Below are 21634 nucleotides of genomic sequence, written 5' to 3'. Positions count from 1 at the left end.
CAAGGAGAGTTACGCGGTGGCCCGCCTCCTGTTCAGGGAGCGGTAGTCACCCGTGGAAGTGCGCCCCGGGCAGATGCCCGCGCACTCCCGGCCGCTGATCCCGTACACCACGACGAGGGACACCATCGACTGCCCGCCCGGAGAACTCCGTTGAGGTCTTACACCAGCTCCGCAGGCTTGGACCGCCCGTCCGGCGGCAAGCAGGTTCTGTGCCGCGTTCACGTCCCTGTCATGGGTCGTTCCGCAGTCGCACGTCCAGGTACGGACGTTGAGCGGCATCTTGCCCTGCAAGGTGCCGCAGGTGGAGCACAGTCTGGACGAGGGGAACCAGCGGTCCACGACCACTACGTTCCGCCCGTACCACTGAGCCTTGCACTCCAGCATCCTCCGGAACTCCGACCACGCCGCGTCGCTGATGGCACGGGCGAGTTTCCGGTTTTTGACCATGTTGCGCACGGTCAGGTCCTCGATCACGAGCGTTTGGTTCTCACGCACGAGCCGGGTGGTGATCTTGTGGAGGTGGTCACGCCTGCGGTCGGCTATACGGGCATGGACCTTGGCAACCCTCAGCCGGGCCTTGGCCCGGTTCGCCGACCCCTTCACCTTCTTGGCAAGGTTTCGCTGAGCCTTCGCCAGCCGGGCACGGTCCCTTCGCTCATGCCGGGGGTTGGTGATCTTCTCACCCGTAGAGAGGGTCAGAAGGTGGTCCAGGCCCGCGTCAACGCCAACTGCCGCGCCGGTGGCGGACAGCGGCTTCACGCTCGGGTCCCCGCACAGCATGGAGACGAACCAGCGCCCCGCGCCGTCCCGGGAAACAGTCACCGTCGAAGGCATCGCCCCTCGGGCAGGGGACGGGACCACACGAAGACCAGCGGGTCCTTCATCTTGGCGAGCATCAGCCGGCCGTCGCGGTACCGGAACGCCGAGCTGGTGTACTCCGCCGAGGGGCGCGACTTCTTCCGGGACTTGAAGCGCGGGTACCTTCCCCGCTTCTCCCAGAAGTTCACGAACGCACCCTGCAGATGCCGAAGGCACTGCTGGAGCGGCACCGAGGACACCTCGCACAGGTAGGCCATCTCCTCGGTCTTCTTCCACGCTGTCAGCATGGCGGAGGTGGCGTTGTAGTTGACCCGCTCACCCTGCTGCCAGGCCCGCGTACGGGCTTCCAGCGCCATGTTGTAGACCTTGCGCACGCATCCGAACGTGCGCGACAGCTCGGCTGCCTGCGCATCGGTCGGATAGAAGCGGTATTTGAACGCCCGCTTCACGTGGTTCGTGGTAACGCTCACAAACTAGTAACACCGGGAGTGAAGATCAAACCTGCGGGTCAGAGCACTGCGATCCGCCCTGGCGGCGAATCCCAGCCCGTTGCCCTGCTCCGCAGGAGTCCGATTCCTCTCCGCCCTGACGGGCGGAGTATCCACGGAGGAACCCGATGACGCGGATTCTGAGCGGGTTGCCGGCAGCGGCCCGAGAACTGCTGTTGGAGACGGACTGGGAGTCTCTCCAGCACGCCTACGGCTCCGGCGAGGACATACCAGTCTCCCTGTGCTCCCTCGTGGACGAAGATCCCGAGGTTCGGTCCGAGGCGTTGGCCGTGTTGGACATGGGCGTGCTGCACCAGGGCTCGCTGTACACCGTCACCGCGCCCGCGGCGCTGTTCGTCGCCGCGATCCTCGACCACCCCGTGGGCCTCGCCGAGCACGAGGGGCACTTCCCGTGGGACGACGGGCCGCCGCGCAGCTTGCGGGCTGCCCTGCTCGTCTGGCTGGGGCAGGTTGCCGTGTCGGCCGCCTATGGGGAGGATCTGGTGCGCGACCGAACCGACTGGCAGTGGGCGCCCTGGCACGACGAGACGCGACGCGAGCGCGACCCGGACGAGCTCGTCGCACTGCGCGCGTGCCGGGAGATACGCCCCACCCTGTACGACGCCGTCGAGCCGTTCCTCTCCTCTCCCGATCCCCACGTCCGCGAGGCCGCGCTCGGCGCCGCAGTGCCACTCCTCCTCGCCCCAGGGCTCGCCGACCGGGTGCCGGGGGCCGCCACGCTGCTGCGGGCACGGCTGGGCACCATGGCGGGGCGACGGGAGCGAGCGAGTGTGGCGCGGGCGCTCGGCATGTGGGGGATGGACACTTCCGACCTGCTCGCCGACTCCGACCCAGCTGTGCGGGTCTGCGCCGCGTTCGGTCCCGCCCATGTTGATCGGCCGCGCGCTCTCGCCGTCCTCCTCGACGCCCTGCGGGACCCGCGAACGACGGACGGCTGGTTCCCCCAGCCACTGCCCGGGCTCGACGGGTGGTTCCGGTTCACCGTGCTGCGCTCCGCGCTCGCCCTGGCCGAAACCTTCGAGGAGGTGGCACCGGTGGCGGTCGCCATCGTGACCGCCGGCGGCACGTCGGTCACCGACCACGAACGCGGGCCGATCCTGCTCAGAGCCTTTGCTGGTGGCTACGGCCCGACCCACGTGCTCACCCCCGCCCAACGCGATCTGTTGCGGGCCTTCGTGGACACCGACGAGGCGACGGGCGGCATCGCCGGGAACGTGTTGTGGTTCCGGGCGGCCGGGCTGCCCGAGAACCGGGAGGGCATCGCTGCGTTGCTGTGACCTTGCCCGCACTGCACCCTGCACCCATGACGCTCCCCGCCTGAGGCTGAGTTCGGTCGCGCCGATGAGCGGACACGTCTGCCAGCCCGCCGGGAAAACCCGTTGCGAGTGACCCGCATCGGATGTCTGATTGGTCGGCCACCGACCAGGGAGGGAACATGAGGGCGTCGCTGCCCGCCCCCTCGTTGCACACCGCTCGTCTTCGACTGCGTGCCTTCGAAGACGCGGATGCGAACGACCTCTTCGCACTGCAGAGCAGCGCCCACATCCTGCGTTACTGGGACTCGCCACCGTGGACCGAACGCTCGCGCGCCGAGAAGTTCATCACTGCTTGCCGGCGGATGGAACAGGAGGGCACCGGGGCACGGTTGGCCGTGGATCGTGTCTCCGACGGGGTGTTCATCGGCTGGTGCACCCTGAACAGTTGGAATCCGGACTTCCGCAGCGCGTCGCTCGGCTACTGCTACGACGATGCAGCGTGGGGCCAGGGCTACGCGACCGAGGCCGCGCGCGCTCTGCTGGGGTGGGCGTTCGACACGCTGGACCTGAATCGCGTCCAAGCCGAGGCCGATACGCGCAATGTGGCTTCTGCCCGCGTGCTGGAGAAGCTCGGCTTCGTGCGTGAGGGGACGTTGCGGGAGGACTGCGTCGTCAACGGCGACGTCTCCGACTCGTGGGTCTACGGGCTGCTCAGGCGGGAGTGGGAGCCGTCGTCCGAGCCGGTTCCCACCCACTGAGTTCCGTCGCTCCGCACCCGGCATCGGCTAACCCCACCAACTGATCACTGCGCCTCATGCACACACAACGGCGAGCCGGACAAAGAGTCACACACCATCCTCTCAAGCCAGTCGGCGACCGTCGTACCCCTCACACTCCGACGGTGACCCCACTCGTCGCCAGCCCCAATGGGGATGCACCGCATGTCTCGTGAGACACCTAAAGATCTGGAGAACCGGGACTGGTGTGGCCGAGTTTGGTGAGATCGGCGCTGCGGGTCCCGGCGGGCTGGAGGTCGGCCCACTCAGCCCGCCGACCGCGAGTCAACTGACGCTGCCCGGAACCGCCAACAACCTGCAGAAACACCACCCTTGACGAACCCTGCCCCTTCAGGAATGACAATTGCTCGCTCTGGTCCCGCTCACGGGCCGCCCGATTGCGAAATGCTCTGCGGGAGTCGGCCCTCGACGTCAAGAATCCACTGACCGAAGGCGGTCGGGGCGATCAGTACCCCGAACACCAGCACTATGACCCCGGTCAGTTGCTCGTCGCTTCGTTTTCGGGCCTGTACGCGTCGACGTAGTCGCCAGACGATGACGACAGCCAGCAGCACCGCCGCGTTGATCGTCAGCTCCACCCGGCCCAGTCCCCCCATCCCCCATCCCCCATCCCCCATCCCCCATCAGGCAAGAATGTCCCGGCATTCCTGTCTCCTCGAACCGTGTGATGCGGTGGTCCAGTTACCGGCGGTTGGCGACAAAGTGCCCATCTGGGGCCGGATCGGCTCCTGAGCAGCGCGTAACCGCGGGTTCAAGGCGGTTCACTCAGCTCACCGCGCGGCCCGGCCCCGCGGGGCCTCTCGCTAGCATCTGCCCATGCCGTTTCGTCGCAGCCATGACACCCTCGCCAACCTGCCCCGCGATCCGCGAGCCGATGAATATCCGATGCCGCCAGTCCCGTACGGGTGGTACGCCGTTCTCCTCAGTGACGAGCTGCGACCGGGCAAGGTCGTCAATCTGCACTACTTCGGGCGAGCCCTCATCGCCTTCCGCGGCGCGGACGGGCAGCCCGCCGTACGAGACGCCCACTGCCCGCACTACGGCGCGCATCTGGGCGTCGGCGGCAAGATCGTGGAGGGCACTGTGGAGTGCCCGTTCCACGGGTGGCGATTCGGCACGGACGGCCGGTGCGCGCACGCCCCGTTCGCGGCCCGGACCCCCAAGGTGTCCTTGGGCGGCTTACCGGTTCGCGAGCACAGCGGGCTCGTCTTCGTCCACACCGGGCCGACGGCGCCTTCGTGGGAGGTACCGGAAATCCCGGAGACAACTTCCCGGGACTTCGCCGCGCCGATCGACGATGTGTGCCGGGCGCGCATCCACATCCAGGAGATGCGCGAGAACATCGTGGACGAGTCCCACTTCCACTTCATCCACGGCCAGAGCGAACCACCCGTCCAGAACCTGCGGCCGGACGGCCCCTTCGCCGAGGTACGCGGCCGCATCCAACGACGCGTTCTCGGCTGGGACATCAACAACACCTTCGATTCGTTCATGTACGGACCAGGCGTCATGGTGGTGCGCGTCCACGGCCCCGTCCTTTCGGTAACCGCCGTCGCACTCACCACCCCCATCGACGACCGTACGAGCGAGATGCGGATGCTGTACTACGTCCGCAAGCCGACCCGGCTCCCGTTCCTGGCACCCGTCCTCAAGCTCGCCTTCCGCGCGGAAGCCCTGAGAGAAGTTCGCGAAGAGGTCCGGATCTGGGATCACAAGATCCACCGACCGCACCCTGTCCTGCTCCCGCACGAGAAGGGCATCAAGGCACTACGCCGCTGGTACGCCCAGTTCTATCCATCCGATGTCCCGGCGTCCGACGTCCCGGCTGAGGCCGACGCGGCACACGAGAAGTCCTACCCGGCGAAGTCGGTGACCGGGACGTATCCGAATCGCTTTTAGAGGCCGCTGCTGGTGAGGTTGGCAGGGTCCGCGAACAGCACGACGTCGCGCCCGCGGCCAGCGCGGCCCCGCTCACTTCGACCGTCACAGCGCACGCGTAGCCGCGACGCGTAGGTGAGCCGGGAGGTCGACGGCGTCCACCCGGGCGGCCGCCAATCATCGAAGTCGGGCCTGCCATGGAGAGCGGAGTGCCGTCCGGGGGTCTCCCAGAACATGAAGTGTTTGTCCGCGAAACGTGTGCGGGCCCAGGAGCCGACGTCTCTGTAGGAGTCCTCTCCGACGGCGGCGGCGAGCTCACGGCAGCAGAGCATGAGTTGCTTCCGGCACTGCTCGCCCATGACGCGATCCCAGCCCTCGGGGAGCGGCTCCGTGGGGTGAGCGTGCCGAGACGGTAGAGACAGCCCCGCCAACTGGGCACCGGCACTGCGCCTGCGTGCCACTCGGCCGAACACGGTGGCTTCGGCGCCGTAGGTGTTCGCCCCGCGCGTTCGCAGGGGCGTTGCGCAAGGGCAGGAACTCTCCGGTTCGCGCGAGAAGGCCGTCTGCCTCTTCGGTGAGGTGCCAGTCATCCGGGCGCACGCTTCATGTTTCCCATGCTGTAGGCATGGCCGTGGCCTGACCATCACGTGTGGCACTCCGGCACAAGCAATCTGATGGAGGACATCTCCGACTCGGGGCACTACTCGGGGCATTAAGGGACCCAGACGCGCTCTTCGAGCCGGCCGAAGACGGCACGCCTGTGGGTGTCCTCCCGTTCCCAGGCCAGCCAGCGCTCGTACGCCTCTGCGCCCTGGAGTCGGATGCCCCAGTAGTACATGGGGTCGAGGAAGAGCACACCGCCGTACTCGAACCGGATCTCGGCCGCCCGGACGGTGCCGGCCGCCCGGTCGGACTCGTTGTTTAGGGCGTACCGGACTTGGGTGATGGCGTTGAGCTGACCGTCGTCGCCGAGGAAGTGCGACCCGTAGTCGCCGACAGCGAACTCGTCCTCGTCGAGATCCCAGTCGGCAGACGGGGTCGGCTCGGACACCGGTCGGAAGGCGAGCTGTCCACCGCCGCCGCAGCAGTCCACGCGCAGATATCCCTCGTCGAGGACGAGGTAGACGGTGCTGCCCATGGGGGCGAAGCGCGGCACCGGGTCGTCACGGTCGATGAAGCCGGGGATACGGACACCCCAGGCTCGTGCTCCGCGCAGGGGTGCGAAGACATGCTCGTACTGCCCGTGTCCGGTCATGCCGGTGATCGTGCACGACGCCTGCCTGCCGCTCCACACGTTTTCCGGGGAGGGGGTCCAGTGACCTGTGCCAGTCACCCGGAGGTCGTCGTGCACGATCCACGGCCGAGTACTCACACACCACGAACGGCCGGATCATCACACCCGCACCGCCGGCTGGCCCCAACACCCAAGATCCCCCTACGACCTCCAAGGAGTGGCCCATGTGGATCGAGCAGCGTACGATCCGACCCTCGCAGGAGGTCTGGAGAGCGATCCTCGCTGTGAACTACCGCGACCTGTGCAACTCCGCTTCTTCAACGGCGCGGTGGTGGGTGTACCGGAGCGACGCCGCCTGAGCCTACTCCAACAGGCCTGCTCTCGGTGCGTCGTTGACGAGGAGCTGAAGCGTGAAGCTGGCGCCCTGAGCTGTGCTCGGCTCGCGGACGTGCGGCCGGGGCCCGTTGGCCGGCCACACACGTCATGTGTAGTAGGTGTCGAACGATCCGATCCACCATGCCGCCAACGGCAGGACACACACCTGCACGCCGGCTGTGATCCAGCACCGGCATAGGACCGCGATCCCGAAGGTCCACCAGGCTGTCGTGTGCAGTGCGCTCACCACTCCGGCCTGGTATCCCTGCCCGGAGGGATCCGTCATGCCGGGATAACCCATCCAGTCCTCGGTGAAGATGCCGTCCGACCCGAACACGATGGCCACCGACACGAGCCACAGGTCGATCAGGAAGGCCAAGACGGCGAGCGCCACGTCGAGGCGCAGGTACGCGGGCGTCGGCGCCATCAGCCGCACCGCCGGGTGGCCGCGGCGCCGCACCCAGTCCCGCGGCCAGATGCGCACCAGCGCAAGGACGGCGTGCACCAGTGCAGCGACGGCCGCCGCCCACCCGCCCATGAAGAACAGCCCGAAGAACAACATCAAGAGACCCACACCGGGCCAGATGCCGCACTGTCTCGAATGGTTCCCTCCGCGTCAAGGATGCGCGGAAGTCAGAACAGCGAAGCACGGCTCGACGGTGTCAAAGATGGCGGCCCGCTACAAGGCCAAAGTCGAGGCACCATATGGACCCCGCACGTGCTTCAAAGCCAGCGTCCCCCGTAGCGCGGGTAGGAAGCCGCTGGTCGCACGGTCCGGCGGAATCTCACTGACGCGACAGAAGGCAGCGGTCCTTACGGACCGTAAAGCGGCCAGGCCCCGCTCCAGAAAAGATCTGATTACCCGGCTCTTGAAGGTGAAATGCGAGCTGTGCGGGACGTTGGAAAACGTGCGAGTGCACCACATCCGAAAACTCGCAGACCTCGGCAAGGGAGAGCCGCCTACTGAATGGAGCCAGGTCATGATGCAGAAACGGCGCAAGGCTCTGATGGTCTGCTATGCCTGCCATGACATGATCCACTCAGGAAAGCCAACCAACAGCGTCACGAAATAGGTCACTGGAGAGCCCGTTACGGGGAAACTCGTACGGCGGGTTCTTCACTCGGAGAGGGCCGTGCGGAAAAGGGCCTGCGCATAGTAGGCACCTCGTCGCGCGGCCTGCCCAACCAACAAGCCGAAAGCCTGGAGGGGCATCGCGACTCGATACGACAAGACACCCGAGAGCTACCTCGCCGGCCTCCACCTCCGCGCCTCCATGATCTGGATCAACGACCTGCTGAAGGCAACTGATTGATCACGACGTCACACAGGCCCTAGATCGGACCCCCTCACTACCTAACCGGCGAATTGCGGGACAGGACCGTGCGCGGCGCGCCCGCCTGGGCTCATCGGCCAGACGCTCCAGGCCTCGACACCGGCTGCGGACTCAGGCCGTCGGACACGGAGCCACCTCGGCATCGATGCCTACGTACGTGCCAATTCCCAGGTCAAACGGCCTGCTGTGCCGGCCCGGGTCTCACCAAAGCGTCTGCATACTGCACCGTGGACACTTCGATGAATTCGTCGGCATGACCAGGATCCTCGCGGGAGAGTCTCGCTCCGTAAAGCGGTGGGCCTATCGTGTGAATCCTGGAAGATTACTGAGATGCGCGCGGACGCGGATATTCAGGCCGGTACGTTCTCACATCGCATCACTCCGCGCTCTTCGAGCCGCGCGATAAGGAGATCCGCGGCGAGCGCCCCGGGAGTCCATATTCCGCCCCGTTGGTCCGGCAGATCCTCCAGGACGCAGTGGGCAACTTCGAGGGCCATCGCGGCGGCGGCGTCGTAGCCAGGGTTGCCCTCGCCCTTCACGGTCACTGTCGCCTGGTGGCCGTCGTTGTCGGCGCCGAAGAACAAAATTTCATAGGAAGGTTTGTCGCCCATGGCGAGCGTCTCGACCTGCGCGTCCCCCGTCTCCGCCGCGTGGGGGGCGACGATCTCCGCCATGGCCGTGGTGATCTCCTCGGCTGTCCGGCGACCTGCCTCTCCAGGCCCGGCGACCATCATCTCGTCGTAGGCGAAGTCCTTTCCCCATGGGTGTCCCTGCAGGGCGTTCGAGCGGTGGAGATTCGCGCTGTTGATGGGACTCATGACCCAAGGGGCCGTCCACATACCCATACGCTCGTCGAACTCCACACCGGTGGGAAGTGGTTGCTCGGGTCCCCAGAACCCGCCGGCCAGGAGGAACGGGTCGTTCGCCGGAGCCTCGGCCGGTCCCCTCTTCCTCGCCTCGTCCGCGGTGCCCCTGAGACTGGCAAGGGTGCCAGTGCTGAAGCCACTGACATCGGTAAAGACGATCCGACTGCTCACCCGCGGAAGCGGGGCCTTCCATTCCTCCACCGCCCGCCGCTGCAAGCTGTGTATGCCAAGCTCGAACGGAAGGGAGTCGAACCCGCAGGAGAAGACAAGTCGCGCACCAGTGCGCCGGGCATCGCCCTCGAAGGCGTCGACCATACGTCGGGCCCACAGCGGCTCGCCGCTGATGTCGACGTAGTCGGTGCCGCTCGCCGCGCACAGTTCCACTAACAGGGATCCATGGACCTGGTAGGGACCTACCAGGTTCGCGACCATGCGCGTCTGCGTCACCAGTGACCGGAGGGAGTCCTCGTGATGCGCATCCGCGACGATCAGCGGTACGTCGGACGATACGCCGAGCTCTCCACTGAGCCGCCGCAGAGCCTGCTCGTCCCGCCCGGCCAGGGCCCACCGCAGCCGAGAGCCACGACGCGCCAACTGCGCGGTCAGAAGGCGGCCGGTCATGCCGGTCGCACCCCAGACGACAAGGTCCAGGCCCCTCTGCTCCGAGGAGGCTCCGGTCATGGAGTCGTTCACTGTACGCACCTTCCACTCAACTTTCGCACTCGAGTCGCACCATATATGAGGCGCCCTTTCCGGTAGCTCGCGGGCGCATCGTTCCCTGAATCCTGAACAGCTTTTTCGCTACAGGAAGAGGACGTCGGAAAAGATGGTCAGGGAGGGTGCGGGTATTATTGCAAAGAATCCCGGTTACTTACTTGTGGATGAGCACCAAATGCCTTGCGGGTGAACAATATTTCATGCTGTCACCGGCCCACGTCAATGGAAATCAGAGACGCTATTTACCGATATGGAAGACTTTTCCGTCTGGCGTCAGTGGATGAGCGGTGAGCACAGACTGAGCACCTCTCGCGGCGTTCGCAGCCGTTCAGGTGCAGTGCCCTGACCGCAGTGACCGGCACCTGAACGTTCCCCGCGGGCGGCGGTGTTGCCGCCCGACGCACAAGCAGGGGACGGGTGCCGCGCCCGCGTTCCAACTCGGTTCATGCAGGGTGATTTACCCCCCATCGTTACGCGCGCCTGCGTCACGAGCCAGGGGGTGGCAACCCCTGGGTGGAGACAGCCCTGGCTGACGCGGGAACACGGGCCCACTCTGGAGAGGCAAGCAGGGAGCCGCCGGTGACATCGCCGACGCCCCACGCCACGATCCACCCGACGTGGCATCCGCATCCGGCATCTCTTGCAGGAGTCCCCATGTCCCCCCAGGAAACTGCGGCGAGCAGCGCCGTGCCCAACCATCACGCGGACCAGCCTCGCGTCGCCATCGTCACTGGAGGCTCCCGCGGTATCGGCCGCGAATCGGTGAGCCGGCTGGCCGCCGACGGATTCGCCGTCGTGGTCGGTTAGGCGGGCAACCGTGAGCTGGCCGAGGCCGCAGTCAGGGAGGTCACCGCTGCCGGTGGCCGGGCGGTCACCGTTCAGGCCGATGTCGCCGACGAGCAGCAGGTGGCCGCACTCTTCGCCACCGCTGATGCCGAGTTCGGCAGCGTCGACGTAGTCGTCCACGCGGCCGGCCGGCTGTAACTGGCCCCCGTCGCCGACCTGAACCTGACGGAGCTGGACGCGGTCCACCGCACCAACATCCACGGGAGCTTCGTCGTCGCCCAGCAGTCCGCACGGAAGATCCGCAGCGGCGGGGCAATGGTCACCTTCTCAACTTCCGTAGTGGGCCTGGCCTTTCCCGGCTACGGCGCCTACAGCGCCAGCAAGGGAGCCATCGAGGCGCTCACGATGATCCTCGCCCGCGAGCTGCGCGGCCGGGACATCACCGTCAACGCCGTCGCCCCCGGTCCCACGGCCACCGAACTGTTCCTCGAAGGCAAGGACGAGCAGACCATCGCCCGCCTGGCCGCCCAGCCCCCGCTGGAACGGCTCGGCACCCCCGCCGACATCGCCGAAGTCGTCGCCTTCCTCGCCTCACCGGCCGGCCACTGGGCCAACGGCCAGGTCATCCGCGCCAACGGCGGCATCATCTGAACCGACCACGGCACCTTGGCCGTTCCCGTTCCCGTTCCCGTTCCGCACCCGCACTGCTCGCAAGGAGACGAGCGCTACGCGGCCCCGCTCACCGACTCCATGAGAGGCTCGCCGCGCTCATCCCGCCGGACGCGGACGTTGCCCGGATCGCCGACGCCGTCATGCGCCTGGTGGCCATGCCGTCCGGGACCCGGCCGCTGCGCACCCACATAGACCCCAGCCGTGACGGCAGCGAAGTCGTCTCCGCAGTCGCCGACCACGTCCGTGCCGACTTCGTCCGCCGCGTCGGGCTGGACGACCTGCTCACCGCAGGCAGCACCCTGTAACCCCATCCCAGAAAAGAGAACCACCATGCCGTTCGCCAACTTCAAGGTCCCCGCCGGCACCCTCGACGAGAAACAGAAAGAGAAGATCGTCACGCGCACCACCGAGCTCTACGTCGAGATCTACGGGGAACGGGCCCGCGCCAACACCATGGTCCTGGTCGAGGAGGTCGCCGACGGCGGCTGGGGCATCGGCGGCAACGTCCTGACGCTCGCCATGCTCGAGGAGTAGTGCACGATGGCTGACGCCTGCCACGGCAGGGCTCGGCCGGCATAGGGCGCGGCGATGCCGGCATCCGCCACCGGATTCCGGCATCGCTGCCGCACCCGTCCGCCCCAGCGGCTCCCCTCAGAAGCCGGGGGAACACCATCGGCCCCCGCACCGCTCTCCTGCCCAATCATTCCTGTCCCACATCAAAACGCACCTGCCCTGGTCGTCGAGGGTGACCCAGACGACAGAGAGCCACGTTCGGCAGGCTCGTCCTCCGCTCCACGGCCGGCTCACCCTGCGCGGTCCCGGGCGGTCCGGGCCGCCGTCACTGCCAGGTTCCACCCTGCCGCCGGAACCCTGCGCGTGCACGACCACGGGGCACCGGCCGATCAGCGTTCCTTCGTCCATGTGCTCAGGAGACATTCATGCGCGTCATCACCCAGCACACCGTCGGTGACCCGTCCGTGCTCAAGATGGTCGAGGCCGCCCGCCCGGAGCCGAGCCACGGGCAGGTGTTGATCAGGACCGGTGCGATCGGCGTCAACCCGGTGGACGCACAAGTGCGTTCGGGCGCCTTCCCGATGCTCGGCGAGCCGCCGTTCACGGTCGGCTGGGACATCGCCGGCGCCGTCGAGACCGTTGGCTCCGGCGTGTCCGCCTTCGCTTCCGGTGACGAGATCCTCGGCATGCTCGCCCTTCCGGGAGCGGGCAACACCTACGCCGAGTACGTCCTCGCCTCGGTCAACGAGATCATCCACAAACCCACTGAACTCACCGTCGAACAGGCGGCGGGCCTTCCGATGGCCGGTCTCACCGCCTGGCAGAGCCTCGTCGGTCTCGCCCGAGTCCAGCCAGGACAACGGGTACTCGTGCACCGGGCGGCAGGCGGCGTCGGCCACCTCGCCGTGCAGATCGCCAAGGCCCGCGGCGCCCACGTGATCGGCACGGCGAGCGCGGGCAAGCACGACCTGCTGCGCCGCCTCGGCGTGGACCAGCCGGTCGACTACCGCACCCAGGACTTCACCGAACTCGGTCAGGTTGACGTGGCGTTCGACCTCGTCGGAGGAGAGTACGGCGAACGCTCTGCCCGCATGGTCACTCCCGGCGGCATCCTGGTCAGCGCGTATCCCCAGGACACCGGCGTCACGCAGGACCGAGTCGCCGAGCTCGGCATACGACATGCCATCCCCGTCGTCAGCCCGTCCGCGCCCGACCTCGCCCAACTGGCGGCTCTTGTACGGGCCGGACAGCTCACCGTCCACATCGGCCAGGTGCTGCCGCTGGCGGAGGCCGCCAGGGCCCACGAGAACATCGCCACGGGCAGCGCCACCGGCAAGCTCGTGCTGATGCCCTGATGCCCGCTTCAGAAAAACGACAGCGACAGCGACATCGACAACAAGGAATGGTCATGAGACGACGGTCAGCCCTCTTCCTCGGTACAGTCCTGGCGGCGGCTCCGACGGGGCAGGCGCAAGCACACCCGGGCCACACGACATCCCCTCCGGCGGAGAAGCCTGTGGCGGTTCGAACCGGCGCACGCCGAGGATGGCGGACGCTGGCGCCGATCGCGAGCGGGCCCCGGCAGGAACACAGCGTCGCCGCGGTCGGCGACGACGTCTACGTCATCGGCGGCGTCGTCGTCGCCGACCCGGCCAACGGTTTCACCACCACCGGGCGGGTGGAGGTCTACAACACGCGACATGACACATGGTCGGACGCGGCACCGTTACCCGTCGCGATGAACCACCCCAACGTGGCGGCGGTCGACGGCAGGATCTACCTCCTCGGCGGCCTGTCCGGCGGCGCCTCTTGGCAGGCCCTGCGCGACAGCTTCGTCTACGAGCCACGCGCGGACCGATGGACGCGGCTGCCGTCGATGCCCGCGGGCATCGAGCGAGGCAGCGCAGCGACAGGCGTGCGGGGAACCCGCGTGTATCTCGCGGGTGGCATGCGCACTCTGGTACCGGGTCCCGGCGGCCTCCAGGACACCGTGGACACGGTGTCGTCGTATGACGTCGTGACCGGCCGGTGGAAGGCGTTGCCGAGCCTGCCGCAGGCCCGCGACCACGTCGGCGGAGCCGTCGTCGGCACGACGTTCTATGTGCTCGGCGGCCGGGACCGTGGGCAGGTGAACGTGCGGGACACCGTCTATGCCTACGACCTGAACTCCCGCCGCTGGTCAGAGCGAGCCCCCATGCCGACCGCCCGCGGCGGCGTCGCCACCGCGGTCGTGGGCACGAGGATCTATACCTTCGGAGGGGAGGGGAAACACGACGGCACCGGCCCGGATGCCGTCTTCTCCGAGACCGAGGCGTATGACACCGTCCGCGATCGGTGGCGACGGCTTGCCCCGATGCCGGTGCCCCGCCACGGCACGGCCGCCGTCACCGTATGCGGCACGATCCACCTGCCCGGTGGCGGCATCGCCGGCGGCGGCAGCCCGGTGGACGTCAACGACGCCTATCGGCCCGAGCACCGGTGAGCCCGCGACCACCCGCACCTGGGATTGGCCGCTCCTGAGAACCTGCTCGACGTCCTGGCTCGAGGGAGTGGGGACGGCACTGCGGCCAGAAAGAGTCGCGCCGGCTGGGGCCCCTTGTTCGCTGAACCGTACCGGCATCTCGGCCGTTTGAACCTGTGCCGGCCAACCCGGCACGGGCTCAGGCCCGGCGGTCCGGTGCCGGGCCCTGGCGGCGTCCCCCGACGCTGCAGCCCGGCACCGCTGCCATCGGCCGGTACGGGACGGCCTTCAGCGCAGTGTCGCCTCGATCACCGAGAAAGGCGACGGCGTGGGCAGGATTCGGTCGAGGGTGAAGCCCGCTTCGTCGAGCAGGTGGTGGTACTCCTTCGCGGTGCGCTCACGGCCTGTCAGCATGGCCAGCATCGTCAGGTCGACCATCTTGGCGAAATGCGGTTCATCGCCCTCCGGCAGGGCCGCCTCGATCATGACGATCCGGGCTCCGGGGTTCGCGGCCTGCGCGATCGAACCGAGTATCTTGCCGCATGTCCTTCTCGATCGCGGCCTGGGCGAGTCCCTCGGTGAAGTGGCTCTTGCCGGTGCCACTCGGGCGGGCGATCACCAGGTTCTCGGCGCGGCCGATCCATTCCAGGGTGGTCAGGGAGTTCTGGGTGGGTTCGGGGACCCGGCGGCCGCTGGGAGCCCATCCTCCCCCTGCTCGAGCAGACCCTCGTCCAGGTCAGGGTGGCGCCGTTCTGGGGTCGTCATGCCGCCGTCATCGACCGCGCGGACGGCGACGGACAGGTTCCCTGGACCCTGCCGCTGTTCGCGACAGACGTGAGAAAGCTGGTCGGAGTCGTCCGCACCGCTTGCATGATCGCTATTTCGGCGCTGAGCGGCATGCGGCACAGCGAGCTGCCCGAGGACTGCCAGCAGCCGCCCCGGCAGATTGGGCCCGGCCGCGTCCGGCACCGGCTCAAGAGCAAGCTGATCAAGGGGCAAGAGCTCGGCGGTCTCTGGGACGAATGGGTCGTTGCCGTCGAGGCATACGAGGCGGCCGGAGTCGCCCGGGATCTCGCCGGGCCCCACGCGGCCCACCTATTTCCTCAGACCCTCAACTCACGTTCATGGTTGGGCACCTGCGGCGGTACCCAACGCACCATCTCGGAGCAGGGGAAGGGCCGTCGTCAACTGTCGTCATCTGTCGTCGTCGGCCGCCCTCGGACGGCCCACAGACGGCCCGGCCCCGGGGCCCGAAGAGCCGCTAAGCAGACTCGGTGAAGTCGACTCCCCATGGGGGTACGACCCTTGGCGGGATGTGGTACTGACCCCAAGATCTTGACGGTGGAGTTGACGCCTGCCCTTATGTGAAGGAGTTGTGGTCGCTACGCTTCCGCCATGAGCGACCGGGGCAGGGCCCTCCGTCGTTGGCCTTGGGGTGTTCACCCTCCGCCATCACCCCCTGAGGGCTTGGACGCGAGCGGGGTGGCATTGCACTACGTTGCCCACTACGAAAGAGTCTACGATCAAGCCCGAGAGCAGGCCAAACAGCTCTCTGGGCTGGTGATTCTATGGATTGCGCTGTCCAACGTCCTGATCGCAGTTCTTGGCGCAGCAGTAGCGGTGTGGCGATTCCCGTGGCTTGGTCTGATCAGTACTGGAGTCGCAGGATTAGCAGCAGCTGTTTCCGCCCTGGACGGTCTCTACCGGCAACGGGACGCCTGGCTCATGCGGACTGTGGTTCTGGTGGAGGTGCAACGCACGAAGCGACGACTGGAGGTGCGTCTGGCCGCAGGCGAAGAAGCATCCGTCGTCGCACTCGAAGCGATGGACCAGCTCGACGCCGCGCTCAGCGAAGACGTTGACAATTGGGCTGAACTTAGACGGTCACAAATAGCCGAGAGCTCTTAGCGCTAGCGGCAGGGGTCGCTAACGTTAGCGACCCCACTAGCGACCAAAACCACAGGTGACCAGCACGTTAGCGGATAGCGACTGATCTGCGCAGACCCTGGAGTCTGCCCGATACGAGCCCCTGAGGGTGGTGGCCCGTGCTGCTATCGCTGGGAGCTCCCGCGCTGGGGGGTGAAGAGCAAGAGGGACCGGCCTACGGCCGTGCGTCCCTTGGCAGCTCGCTACGCTCGCGCGGCGACCGCCGTCGGGGTGAAGGCCGTGGATGCCCCTCAGGGCGCCTGGACCCCCTTGCGTGGGGGATAGACCTCCGAGGTCACGAACGGCCGCCCGTGACCTCACGGAGACGCTGTGCGACGGCAGTTTCCGCCCCATCCTACGCGCGCGTGCGCGTAGGAGCCCCTCCCCGGAAACCCCGGCAACTTGGAAACTCGCAGGTCAGGGGCAGTTGCGGGGGGTCAACCGGCGCCGTCGATGCAACCGATGGCATCAACCGCCGTAAATCGGGCGGGATGGCGACCCGTCATAACGACCGCCCGTACAAGCAAGAGGAGCACGCCGTGCCCCGTGGTGCTCCTCTTGCTTGTACGGGCGTGACGGCTTTTACCTCCGGGGGCAAGGACGGCCGCCCCGCCGGCAAAAGCCGTCCTGGGCGCCTTCCAAGTGGCAGGCGGCAGACGGGGGCGGGCGCCGTCGGGCCTCTCCCGCCTGGGAAGGCCCCGAGGGCTCAACTTCGGTGGTCGTGATGGCCGTTATGCCCGGTTCAGGGAGTGGGTCAACAGCGAGGAAGGGGCTCGTCTCGGCCTTGCCCCGATCCCGCCTGATCCGCTCAACCTGCGAGTCCTGCGACGCACCCTCGCCATGGAGATCGCCTGCGTGAGCGGCCATGCCGCTCGTGCCATCGTGCGGTGAAGGCGGTCCCGTTGTGCGTCGGACACCGTGTCTTCGGCGGCTACCGACCGAGCATCGGCGCAAGTGCCTCGCGTAGCTGCTCGAGTTGACGGTAGTGGAGGCCGGCCATGCCTGCTTCGCGGGCTGCGGTGACGTTGGCTTCGGTGTCGTCGACGAACAGGCAACGGTCGGGCCCGGTGCCGACGCGTTCGGCGGCAATGCGGTAGACCCGGGGGTCGGGTTTCGCAATACCGATGCGAGCGGTGTTGACCACCGTGTGGGCGAGGCCGTCCAGTCCCTGGCGGGCGAGGTCCTGCTCCAGCCGTGTGGTTCCGTTGGAGACCAGGGCTACGGAGGCGACGGCGCGTACTCGGGTGAGCAGGGCTACCAGTTCGAGGTCCACGAGCGGGACGAGCTCGGTCCAGGCGGCGACGGCAGCACGGGCCTGCTTCTGTGATCCGTAGGCTTCGGCGAGGTCGGCCGCCACGGCGGACCGCCACTGCTCATCGGTGATTGCCCCGGTGACGGCGGGGTGGACGCGGGCCGGGGCGAAGGCCGCGGCCGCGAGGGCGCCGCGGGGCAGTCCGTGCGCGTGCTCGATTTCGTGGTCAGCGGGCCAGTGCCGTAGTACGCCGTCGATGTCGCAGAGTACGGCGGCGTACGGCAGCGACGGGTGGGGCGGGCGATCCTCAGTCATGCTCGCAGTCTGATCCCCCGGACCGCTCGGGGAAGGATCATCCGGCCAGGACGACGGGGCGCCTGGGTGCACCGTGTTCGAGGACGCCGGTGACCAGGTCGGCGAGACCGTGCGGGTAGACCGTTTCGGTCGTGGCCTGCAGGTCGGCGAGGGTCCACCAGCGGTGCTCGCGGATGTTGTCGGGCTGCGATGCGCGAGCCGGGTCGATGGCGGCTGCGGGGATGTGGGTGAGGAAGTACTTCTCCACCTGGCGGACTTCGCGTCCGCCGACGAGGTGGTCCTTGCTGCGTTCCGCGAGCTGCACTCCCAGTTCGACCGCCCTCTCGTCGACACCGAGTTCCTCGCGCAGCTCGCGGAGCGTCGCCGTGGGGTGGTCCTCCCCGTCCTCCAGGGAGCCGCCGGGCGCCCAGAAGCCGCCGTTCTCGTCGTAGCGCAGCAGCTCCACGGCGATCAGTTCGCCCGCACCCGCGCTCTTTACCAGGCCGATGTCGCCATCCAACATGCGGTGAGGGGACGTCCGGAGCCCGAGGCAGCCGCCGAGGCCGCCGGGCGCGTCCTCGCGTACCTTCCCGAGGTGCGCACCGACCGACTGCTGCAGCAGCAGCACAACGTCGAGAGTGCGCTCCAGCGGCACTCGCGGGTCCCCGCGGTCGCCGACTGGCTGGAGGAGTACCGCACCGCCATCTCCAGCATGGCCGCGGCTGCCATCCGTCTCCCCCAGCTCACCGGCCTCAAGGCGATCATCGCCCGGCTGGGATCAGGGTTTCCAGGTGCGCAGGAAGGAGGCGATCCGGGCGGCGCTGCAGCGGGGGTTGTTCAGCTCGTGGGCGAGTGCGGTGAGCTGTTCGCGGGTGGGGTTGACGGGGATGTTGCTGGCCTCGAGATACATGACGGCGACGGCGCAGGCGACGGTGAGGTTGGAGCGCTCCAGCCATCGGTAGCGTCCCAGGGTGTGCACCAGGGCGGCGGCGCGGGCGAAGACGCCGTCGTAGACGGGGGTGTCGAGGAATTCGCCGCGGTGGCGGGCGACCGCGGCGATGGGCACGCCGTAGTCGTCGGCGGCCGGATCGCGGTGCCCGGCCCGCTCCGCTACTTCGAGGATCCAGGATTCGTCGACGTGCAGGATCACGCGGCGGCGCCCGGCTGCTGCTGGGTGTATGGGGCCTCGAGCTGCTGCTCCAGGTCGTCGAGGAACGTGCCCTGCTCATCGATGAGCCGCTGGGCGGCCGCCATACCGGCGGCACGGGCGCCGGTGGTGTCCTCGATGATGAGCCGCTCCACGTACTTGTTGAAGTCGAGCCGGCGGGAGCGCGCGGCAGCTTTGCCGGCCTCCAATACGCCCTCGTCCAGCCGGATCTGCGTCTGCCTATTGGTAGCCACACCTGATGGTAGCAGGGTGGTAGCAGGCGTGGGCCAGGTAAGGAAGTGGCCGTCGTTTGCTGGTGCCGCTCGGAGCGGTCCCCTTCGAGTGAGCGCCCCGGAGAACGGCGTCCCGTGGTGCCCGGGCGGTTCTACGATGACGCCGATGGCTTCCTACGCGAAGGATCCGCGCTGTATCTGCATGGCTGCGGCCTTGGTTCCGCTGCTGCGCAGCGCCTGCCCTGAGGGGGCCGGCGGCTACGGCGGCTCCTACCAGGTGAATCTGGACGACGAGGAGGCCGTCGGGCTCGGCGGAGTCGAACTGATCAGGGCCGCGATGCGTAGAGCAGCCCGGCAGCTTGTTTCAGCCCCTCGAGCCGATGGTCAGAAAACCGCGACCGCCACTTCCTCACCGTGTCGGCGGTCACCTTGAGATCCGCCGCCACACGCGTATTCGGCGCCCCGGCCGCACACGCCAAAATGATGCGGGCCCGCCCGGCGATACGGGGGTGCTACCGCCCCGTCCGCCCAGCGTGACAACTCGGCGAACTCCGCATCGGACAGCCTGACTTCAACAGCACGGGGTCCCCGGCGACATGAAAATAGGCTACAGACTCAAGCGCGAGATATCTGGCGCATCACACCAGCTCAGACGGGAAGTTCGGTGATGCTGAGGGCGAAGTCCAAGTTCCCCACCCCATGGTTGGCGAGGCCCACCGTGACCACGCCCGCTCCTTCCAGCCAGTGCGCCATTTTCAGGCCGCCGACGTCCAGCGGGCGCAGCCCGAGGCTCTCGATGAACGCCTCCACACTTGCCTTGGCCTGCGCATTATCGCCAGCGATGAAGACGTCGGGCCGACCCTTCTCCAGGACATGACGGAAGACGGTGTTGAACGCCTTCACCACGCTGGCGCCGACCGGGGCGACCTTGGCGACTTCCTGCGCGATCGAGGTCTCCTCGCGGTGAGCTAGCCCGTCGAACGTGGAATTGAAGGGATTGCTGATGTCGACGATGACCTTGCCTGCGAGAGCGTCTCCGTACTCGGCGACGACCGGCACGACACCGTCGTACAGCAGGGCCACGATGACGATGTCCCCGGCCGGAGCGGTACCCCATTCTCCGGTCGTGGTGCCGCCGCCGAGAGCCTTGGCCAGGTCAGCGGCCTTGGACTGATCACGGCCCATGACCTCGACGGTGTTGCCGCCCGCCACCGCCCGCGCACCGATGGTGCGGGCCATGTTGCCGGCGCCGATGATGCTGATGTTGCTCATGAGATGTCCCGCCCTGGTTGTGTGTCGTTCGGTTTAGATGGCGGTGGTGCCGCCGTCGGCGACGAGTTCCATGCCGTTGACGTAGCTGGAGTCGTCGGAGGCGAGGAAGAGGGCGGCGGTGGCGAGCTCGTCGGGGCGGCCCATCTGGCCGCGGGGGATCAGGGACTCGAACTGGCGCTTGGTCGCCTCATTGAAGAGTTCTTCCTGCTTGGCGGTGGCGACCTGGCCGGGGGTCAGGACGTTGACGCGGATGCGGCGGTCCTTGAGTTCATTGAGCCAGATTCGGGCCCAGGCCTGCTGGACGGCCTTGCTGCCGGCGTAGACGCTCCAGCCGGGGAAGGCGCCGAGGGAGGCGTTGGAGCCGGTCATGAGGATGGAGCCGCCGTCATTGAAGAGCGGGAGGGCCTTCTGGACAGTGAACAGGGTGCCGCGGGCGTTGAGCCCGAACCAGGTGTCGAACTGGGCCTCGGTGATCTCGCCGAGCGGGGCGGGCTCGCCACCGTCGGCGCTGGCCCACAGCACGTCGAGGCTGCCCTTCTCCCGCTTGACGGTGCCGTACAGGCGGTCCAGGTCGTCCAGGTCTGCGGCGTCGCCCTGGACGCCGGTGACGTTGCGGCCGATCTGCTTCACGGCCTCGTCCAGGGCCTCCTGGCGGCGGCCGGTGATGAAGACGTGCGCTCCCTCGTCGACGAACAGCTTCGCGCCGGCCAGCGCAACGGCCCGGACATGGCATCAGTATCCGTGCACCTTCCCCGTCGAGCCCCGCACATCGGGCAGCGAAAGGGAACATCCCGAGTCCGGGCCAAGACCCGGATCACCTCGCCGTCGTCCGCCACATCCTCGATGACCAGCGCCGCAAGCCCTGAAAACACCATTGCCACAAGGGAGTTGATATCTCGCACACAACGTCAACGACGCCCATTACCAGCCGTCACCACCGACTACGGAACAGAGCCTGATTCCTGATAGACCCGGGCCACGTTCTGGTACCAGCCCGGCGAGTCATGCATCCATGCCGCAAGAGCCTCAAGGAAACCGTCGAGGCTCCGGTTCTCCCATTCGTGTCCCCGACGGAGGTAGTCCTGACGCAGTTCTCGAACGAAGGAGACCAGGTCGTCGCGGCTGCGGACTTCGCCGTCGAGGGTCAGCGACATGCAACGAAAGTACCTTGCGCCTCGTGCCTCAGAACGCTTGACGAGCAATAGGAGCATCAGTCCCGCCGCAGAAGCGGGAGCAGCCGCTCCTCACGGAGCGCCGGCATCCGATGACACCGGCGTTGTCAGTGGTGGGAGG

General features: G+C 67.5%; 24 protein-coding genes and 3 pseudogenes. 11 read left to right on the top strand and 16 right to left on the bottom strand.

From position 1 onward, the window contains the following. Positions 1-126 precede the first annotated feature (126 nt). Positions 127-1289: pseudogene (locus tag ACTWQR_RS46410) on the bottom strand (RNA-guided endonuclease InsQ/TnpB family protein); the annotation flags it as partial. Positions 1290-1435: 146 nt separating this feature from the next. Between ACTWQR_RS46410 and ACTWQR_RS46405 the strand changes: the two are divergent. Together ACTWQR_RS46405 and ACTWQR_RS46400 are read left to right on the top strand one after the other, a co-directional pair. Continuing rightward, positions 1436-2605 carry a HEAT repeat domain-containing protein gene (locus ACTWQR_RS46405; protein ID WP_443233353.1) on the top strand — a complete coding sequence of 390 codons (1170 nt, stop codon included), beginning with the start codon at positions 1436-1438 and terminating at the stop codon, positions 2603-2605. Between the two features lie 158 nt (positions 2606-2763). Continuing rightward, positions 2764-3342 carry a GNAT family N-acetyltransferase gene (locus ACTWQR_RS46400; RefSeq protein WP_443233352.1) on the top strand — a complete coding sequence of 193 codons (579 nt, stop codon included), beginning with the start codon at positions 2764-2766 and terminating at the stop codon, positions 3340-3342. A gap of 401 nt (positions 3343-3743) precedes the next feature. Here ACTWQR_RS46400 and ACTWQR_RS46395 read toward each other — a convergent pair whose 3' ends face one another. Next, positions 3744-3959 (bottom strand): hypothetical protein, encoded by a 216-nt coding sequence (locus tag ACTWQR_RS46395; RefSeq protein WP_443233351.1) that lies wholly within the window; start codon positions 3957-3959, stop codon positions 3744-3746. 238 nt (positions 3960-4197) lie between these two features. Here ACTWQR_RS46395 and ACTWQR_RS46390 point away from each other — a divergent pair, with 238 nt between their 5' ends. Next, positions 4198-5280, top strand: coding sequence for a Rieske 2Fe-2S domain-containing protein (locus ACTWQR_RS46390; protein WP_443233350.1), 1083 nt, complete (start codon positions 4198-4200; stop codon positions 5278-5280). A 691-nt stretch (positions 5281-5971) separates the two neighbouring features. Here ACTWQR_RS46390 and ACTWQR_RS46385 read toward each other — a convergent pair. Further along, complete coding sequence (locus tag ACTWQR_RS46385; RefSeq protein WP_443233349.1) at positions 5972-6514, bottom strand: hypothetical protein; 543 nt, start codon at positions 6512-6514, stop codon at positions 5972-5974. Positions 6515-6717: 203 nt separating this feature from the next. Here ACTWQR_RS46385 and ACTWQR_RS46380 point away from each other — a divergent pair, with 203 nt between their 5' ends. Then, complete coding sequence (locus ACTWQR_RS46380) at positions 6718-6852, top strand: hypothetical protein (protein WP_443233348.1); 135 nt, start codon at positions 6718-6720, stop codon at positions 6850-6852. Between the two features lie 122 nt (positions 6853-6974). Here the strand turns inward: ACTWQR_RS46380 and ACTWQR_RS46375 are convergent, their stop codons facing one another. Continuing rightward, on the bottom strand, positions 6975-7442 hold the full coding sequence (locus ACTWQR_RS46375) for a hypothetical protein (protein ID WP_443233347.1): 468 nt from the start codon (positions 7440-7442) through the stop codon (positions 6975-6977). Between ACTWQR_RS46375 and ACTWQR_RS46370 the strand changes: the two genes are divergently transcribed. Continuing rightward, complete coding sequence (locus ACTWQR_RS46370) at positions 7345-7941, top strand: HNH endonuclease (RefSeq protein ID WP_443233346.1); 597 nt, start codon at positions 7345-7347, stop codon at positions 7939-7941. The two genes, ACTWQR_RS46375 and ACTWQR_RS46370, sit on opposite strands and share 98 nt — an antisense overlap. 611 nt (positions 7942-8552) lie before the next feature. Here ACTWQR_RS46370 and ACTWQR_RS46365 read toward each other — a convergent pair. Beyond that, positions 8553-9761, bottom strand: a complete 1209-nt coding sequence (locus ACTWQR_RS46365) for a saccharopine dehydrogenase family protein (protein WP_443233345.1) — start codon at positions 9759-9761, stop codon at positions 8553-8555. A gap of 678 nt (positions 9762-10439) precedes the next feature. Between ACTWQR_RS46365 and ACTWQR_RS46360 the strand changes: the two are divergent. The 5 genes and pseudogenes from ACTWQR_RS46360 to ACTWQR_RS46340 all read left to right on the top strand — a co-directional run bounded on the left by ACTWQR_RS46360 (position 10440) and on the right by ACTWQR_RS46340 (position 14238). After that, positions 10440-11222 (top strand): annotated as a pseudogene (locus ACTWQR_RS46360) (SDR family oxidoreductase). A 176-nt stretch (positions 11223-11398) separates the two neighbouring features. Then, positions 11399-11548 (top strand): short-chain dehydrogenase/reductase, encoded by a 150-nt coding sequence (locus ACTWQR_RS46355; RefSeq protein ID WP_443233344.1) that lies wholly within the window; start codon positions 11399-11401, stop codon positions 11546-11548. Positions 11549-11573: 25 nt separating this feature from the next. Next, positions 11574-11777 carry a tautomerase family protein gene (locus ACTWQR_RS46350; RefSeq protein ID WP_443233343.1) on the top strand — a complete coding sequence of 68 codons (204 nt, stop codon included), beginning with the start codon at positions 11574-11576 and terminating at the stop codon, positions 11775-11777. A 404-nt stretch (positions 11778-12181) separates the two neighbouring features. Then, on the top strand, positions 12182-13111 hold the full coding sequence (locus ACTWQR_RS46345; RefSeq protein WP_443233342.1) for an NADP-dependent oxidoreductase: 930 nt from the start codon (positions 12182-12184) through the stop codon (positions 13109-13111). Positions 13112-13272: 161 nt separating this feature from the next. Continuing rightward, positions 13273-14238, top strand: a complete 966-nt coding sequence (locus tag ACTWQR_RS46340; protein WP_443233341.1) for a Kelch repeat-containing protein — start codon at positions 13273-13275, stop codon at positions 14236-14238. A 267-nt stretch (positions 14239-14505) separates the two neighbouring features. Here ACTWQR_RS46340 and ACTWQR_RS46335 read toward each other — a convergent pair whose 3' ends face one another. Both ACTWQR_RS46335 and ACTWQR_RS46330 read right to left on the bottom strand, forming a co-directional pair. Next, positions 14506-14709, bottom strand: a complete 204-nt coding sequence (locus ACTWQR_RS46335; RefSeq protein WP_443233358.1) for a methyltransferase — start codon at positions 14707-14709, stop codon at positions 14506-14508. Next, on the bottom strand, positions 14672-14875 hold the full coding sequence (locus ACTWQR_RS46330) for an ATP-binding protein (protein ID WP_443233357.1): 204 nt from the start codon (positions 14873-14875) through the stop codon (positions 14672-14674). Before ACTWQR_RS46330 ends, ACTWQR_RS46335 begins: the two co-directional genes overlap by 38 nt. A gap of 824 nt (positions 14876-15699) precedes the next feature. Between ACTWQR_RS46330 and ACTWQR_RS46325 the strand changes: the two genes are divergently transcribed. Beyond that, positions 15700-16125, top strand: coding sequence for a hypothetical protein (locus ACTWQR_RS46325; RefSeq protein WP_443233340.1), 426 nt, complete (start codon positions 15700-15702; stop codon positions 16123-16125). Positions 16126-17074: 949 nt separating this feature from the next. Here the strand turns inward: ACTWQR_RS46325 and ACTWQR_RS46320 are convergent. The 9 genes and pseudogenes from ACTWQR_RS46320 to ACTWQR_RS46280 all read right to left on the bottom strand — a co-directional run bounded on the left by ACTWQR_RS46320 (position 17075) and on the right by ACTWQR_RS46280 (position 21495). After that, positions 17075-17710 carry an HAD-IA family hydrolase gene (locus ACTWQR_RS46320; RefSeq protein WP_443233339.1) on the bottom strand — a complete coding sequence of 212 codons (636 nt, stop codon included), beginning with the start codon at positions 17708-17710 and terminating at the stop codon, positions 17075-17077. 37 nt (positions 17711-17747) lie between these two features. Then, a complete protein-coding gene (locus ACTWQR_RS46315) occupies positions 17748-18344 on the bottom strand; it encodes an NUDIX domain-containing protein (protein ID WP_443233338.1) in 597 nt (198 codons plus the stop codon). A gap of 123 nt (positions 18345-18467) precedes the next feature. Beyond that, the gene (locus ACTWQR_RS46310; protein ID WP_443233337.1) at positions 18468-18839 is read right to left on the bottom strand and encodes a fic family toxin-antitoxin system, toxin component; all 372 of its coding nucleotides are present in this window, start codon (positions 18837-18839) and stop codon (positions 18468-18470) included. Further along, positions 18836-19090 carry a hypothetical protein gene (locus tag ACTWQR_RS46305; protein ID WP_443233336.1) on the bottom strand — a complete coding sequence of 85 codons (255 nt, stop codon included), beginning with the start codon at positions 19088-19090 and terminating at the stop codon, positions 18836-18838. Before ACTWQR_RS46305 ends, ACTWQR_RS46310 begins: the two co-directional genes overlap by 4 nt. Positions 19091-19395: 305 nt before the next feature. Next, positions 19396-19515 (bottom strand): hypothetical protein, encoded by a 120-nt coding sequence (locus ACTWQR_RS46300; RefSeq protein WP_443233335.1) that lies wholly within the window; start codon positions 19513-19515, stop codon positions 19396-19398. A gap of 202 nt (positions 19516-19717) precedes the next feature. Further along, entirely contained in the window at positions 19718-20341 is a 624-nt protein-coding gene (locus ACTWQR_RS46295) for an NADPH-dependent F420 reductase (protein WP_393425940.1), read from the bottom strand. Positions 20342-20374: 33 nt separating this feature from the next. After that, positions 20375-21052, bottom strand: coding sequence for an SDR family NAD(P)-dependent oxidoreductase (locus ACTWQR_RS46290; protein WP_443233356.1), 678 nt, complete (start codon positions 21050-21052; stop codon positions 20375-20377). A gap of 24 nt (positions 21053-21076) precedes the next feature. Then, positions 21077-21243: pseudogene (locus tag ACTWQR_RS46285) on the bottom strand (ISL3 family transposase); the annotation flags it as partial. A 39-nt stretch (positions 21244-21282) separates the two neighbouring features. Further along, entirely contained in the window at positions 21283-21495 is a 213-nt protein-coding gene (locus tag ACTWQR_RS46280; RefSeq protein WP_443233334.1) for a DUF7660 family protein, read from the bottom strand. Positions 21496-21634: the final 139 nt, after the last annotated feature.

The sequence above is a fragment of the Streptomyces sp. 2A115 genome, assembly GCF_052245575.1.
Lineage (GTDB): Bacteria > Actinomycetota > Actinomycetes > Streptomycetales > Streptomycetaceae > Streptomyces.
The sequence above is the reverse complement of the archived record's forward strand: the minus strand, read 5'-3'. Positions and strand labels throughout refer to the sequence as shown.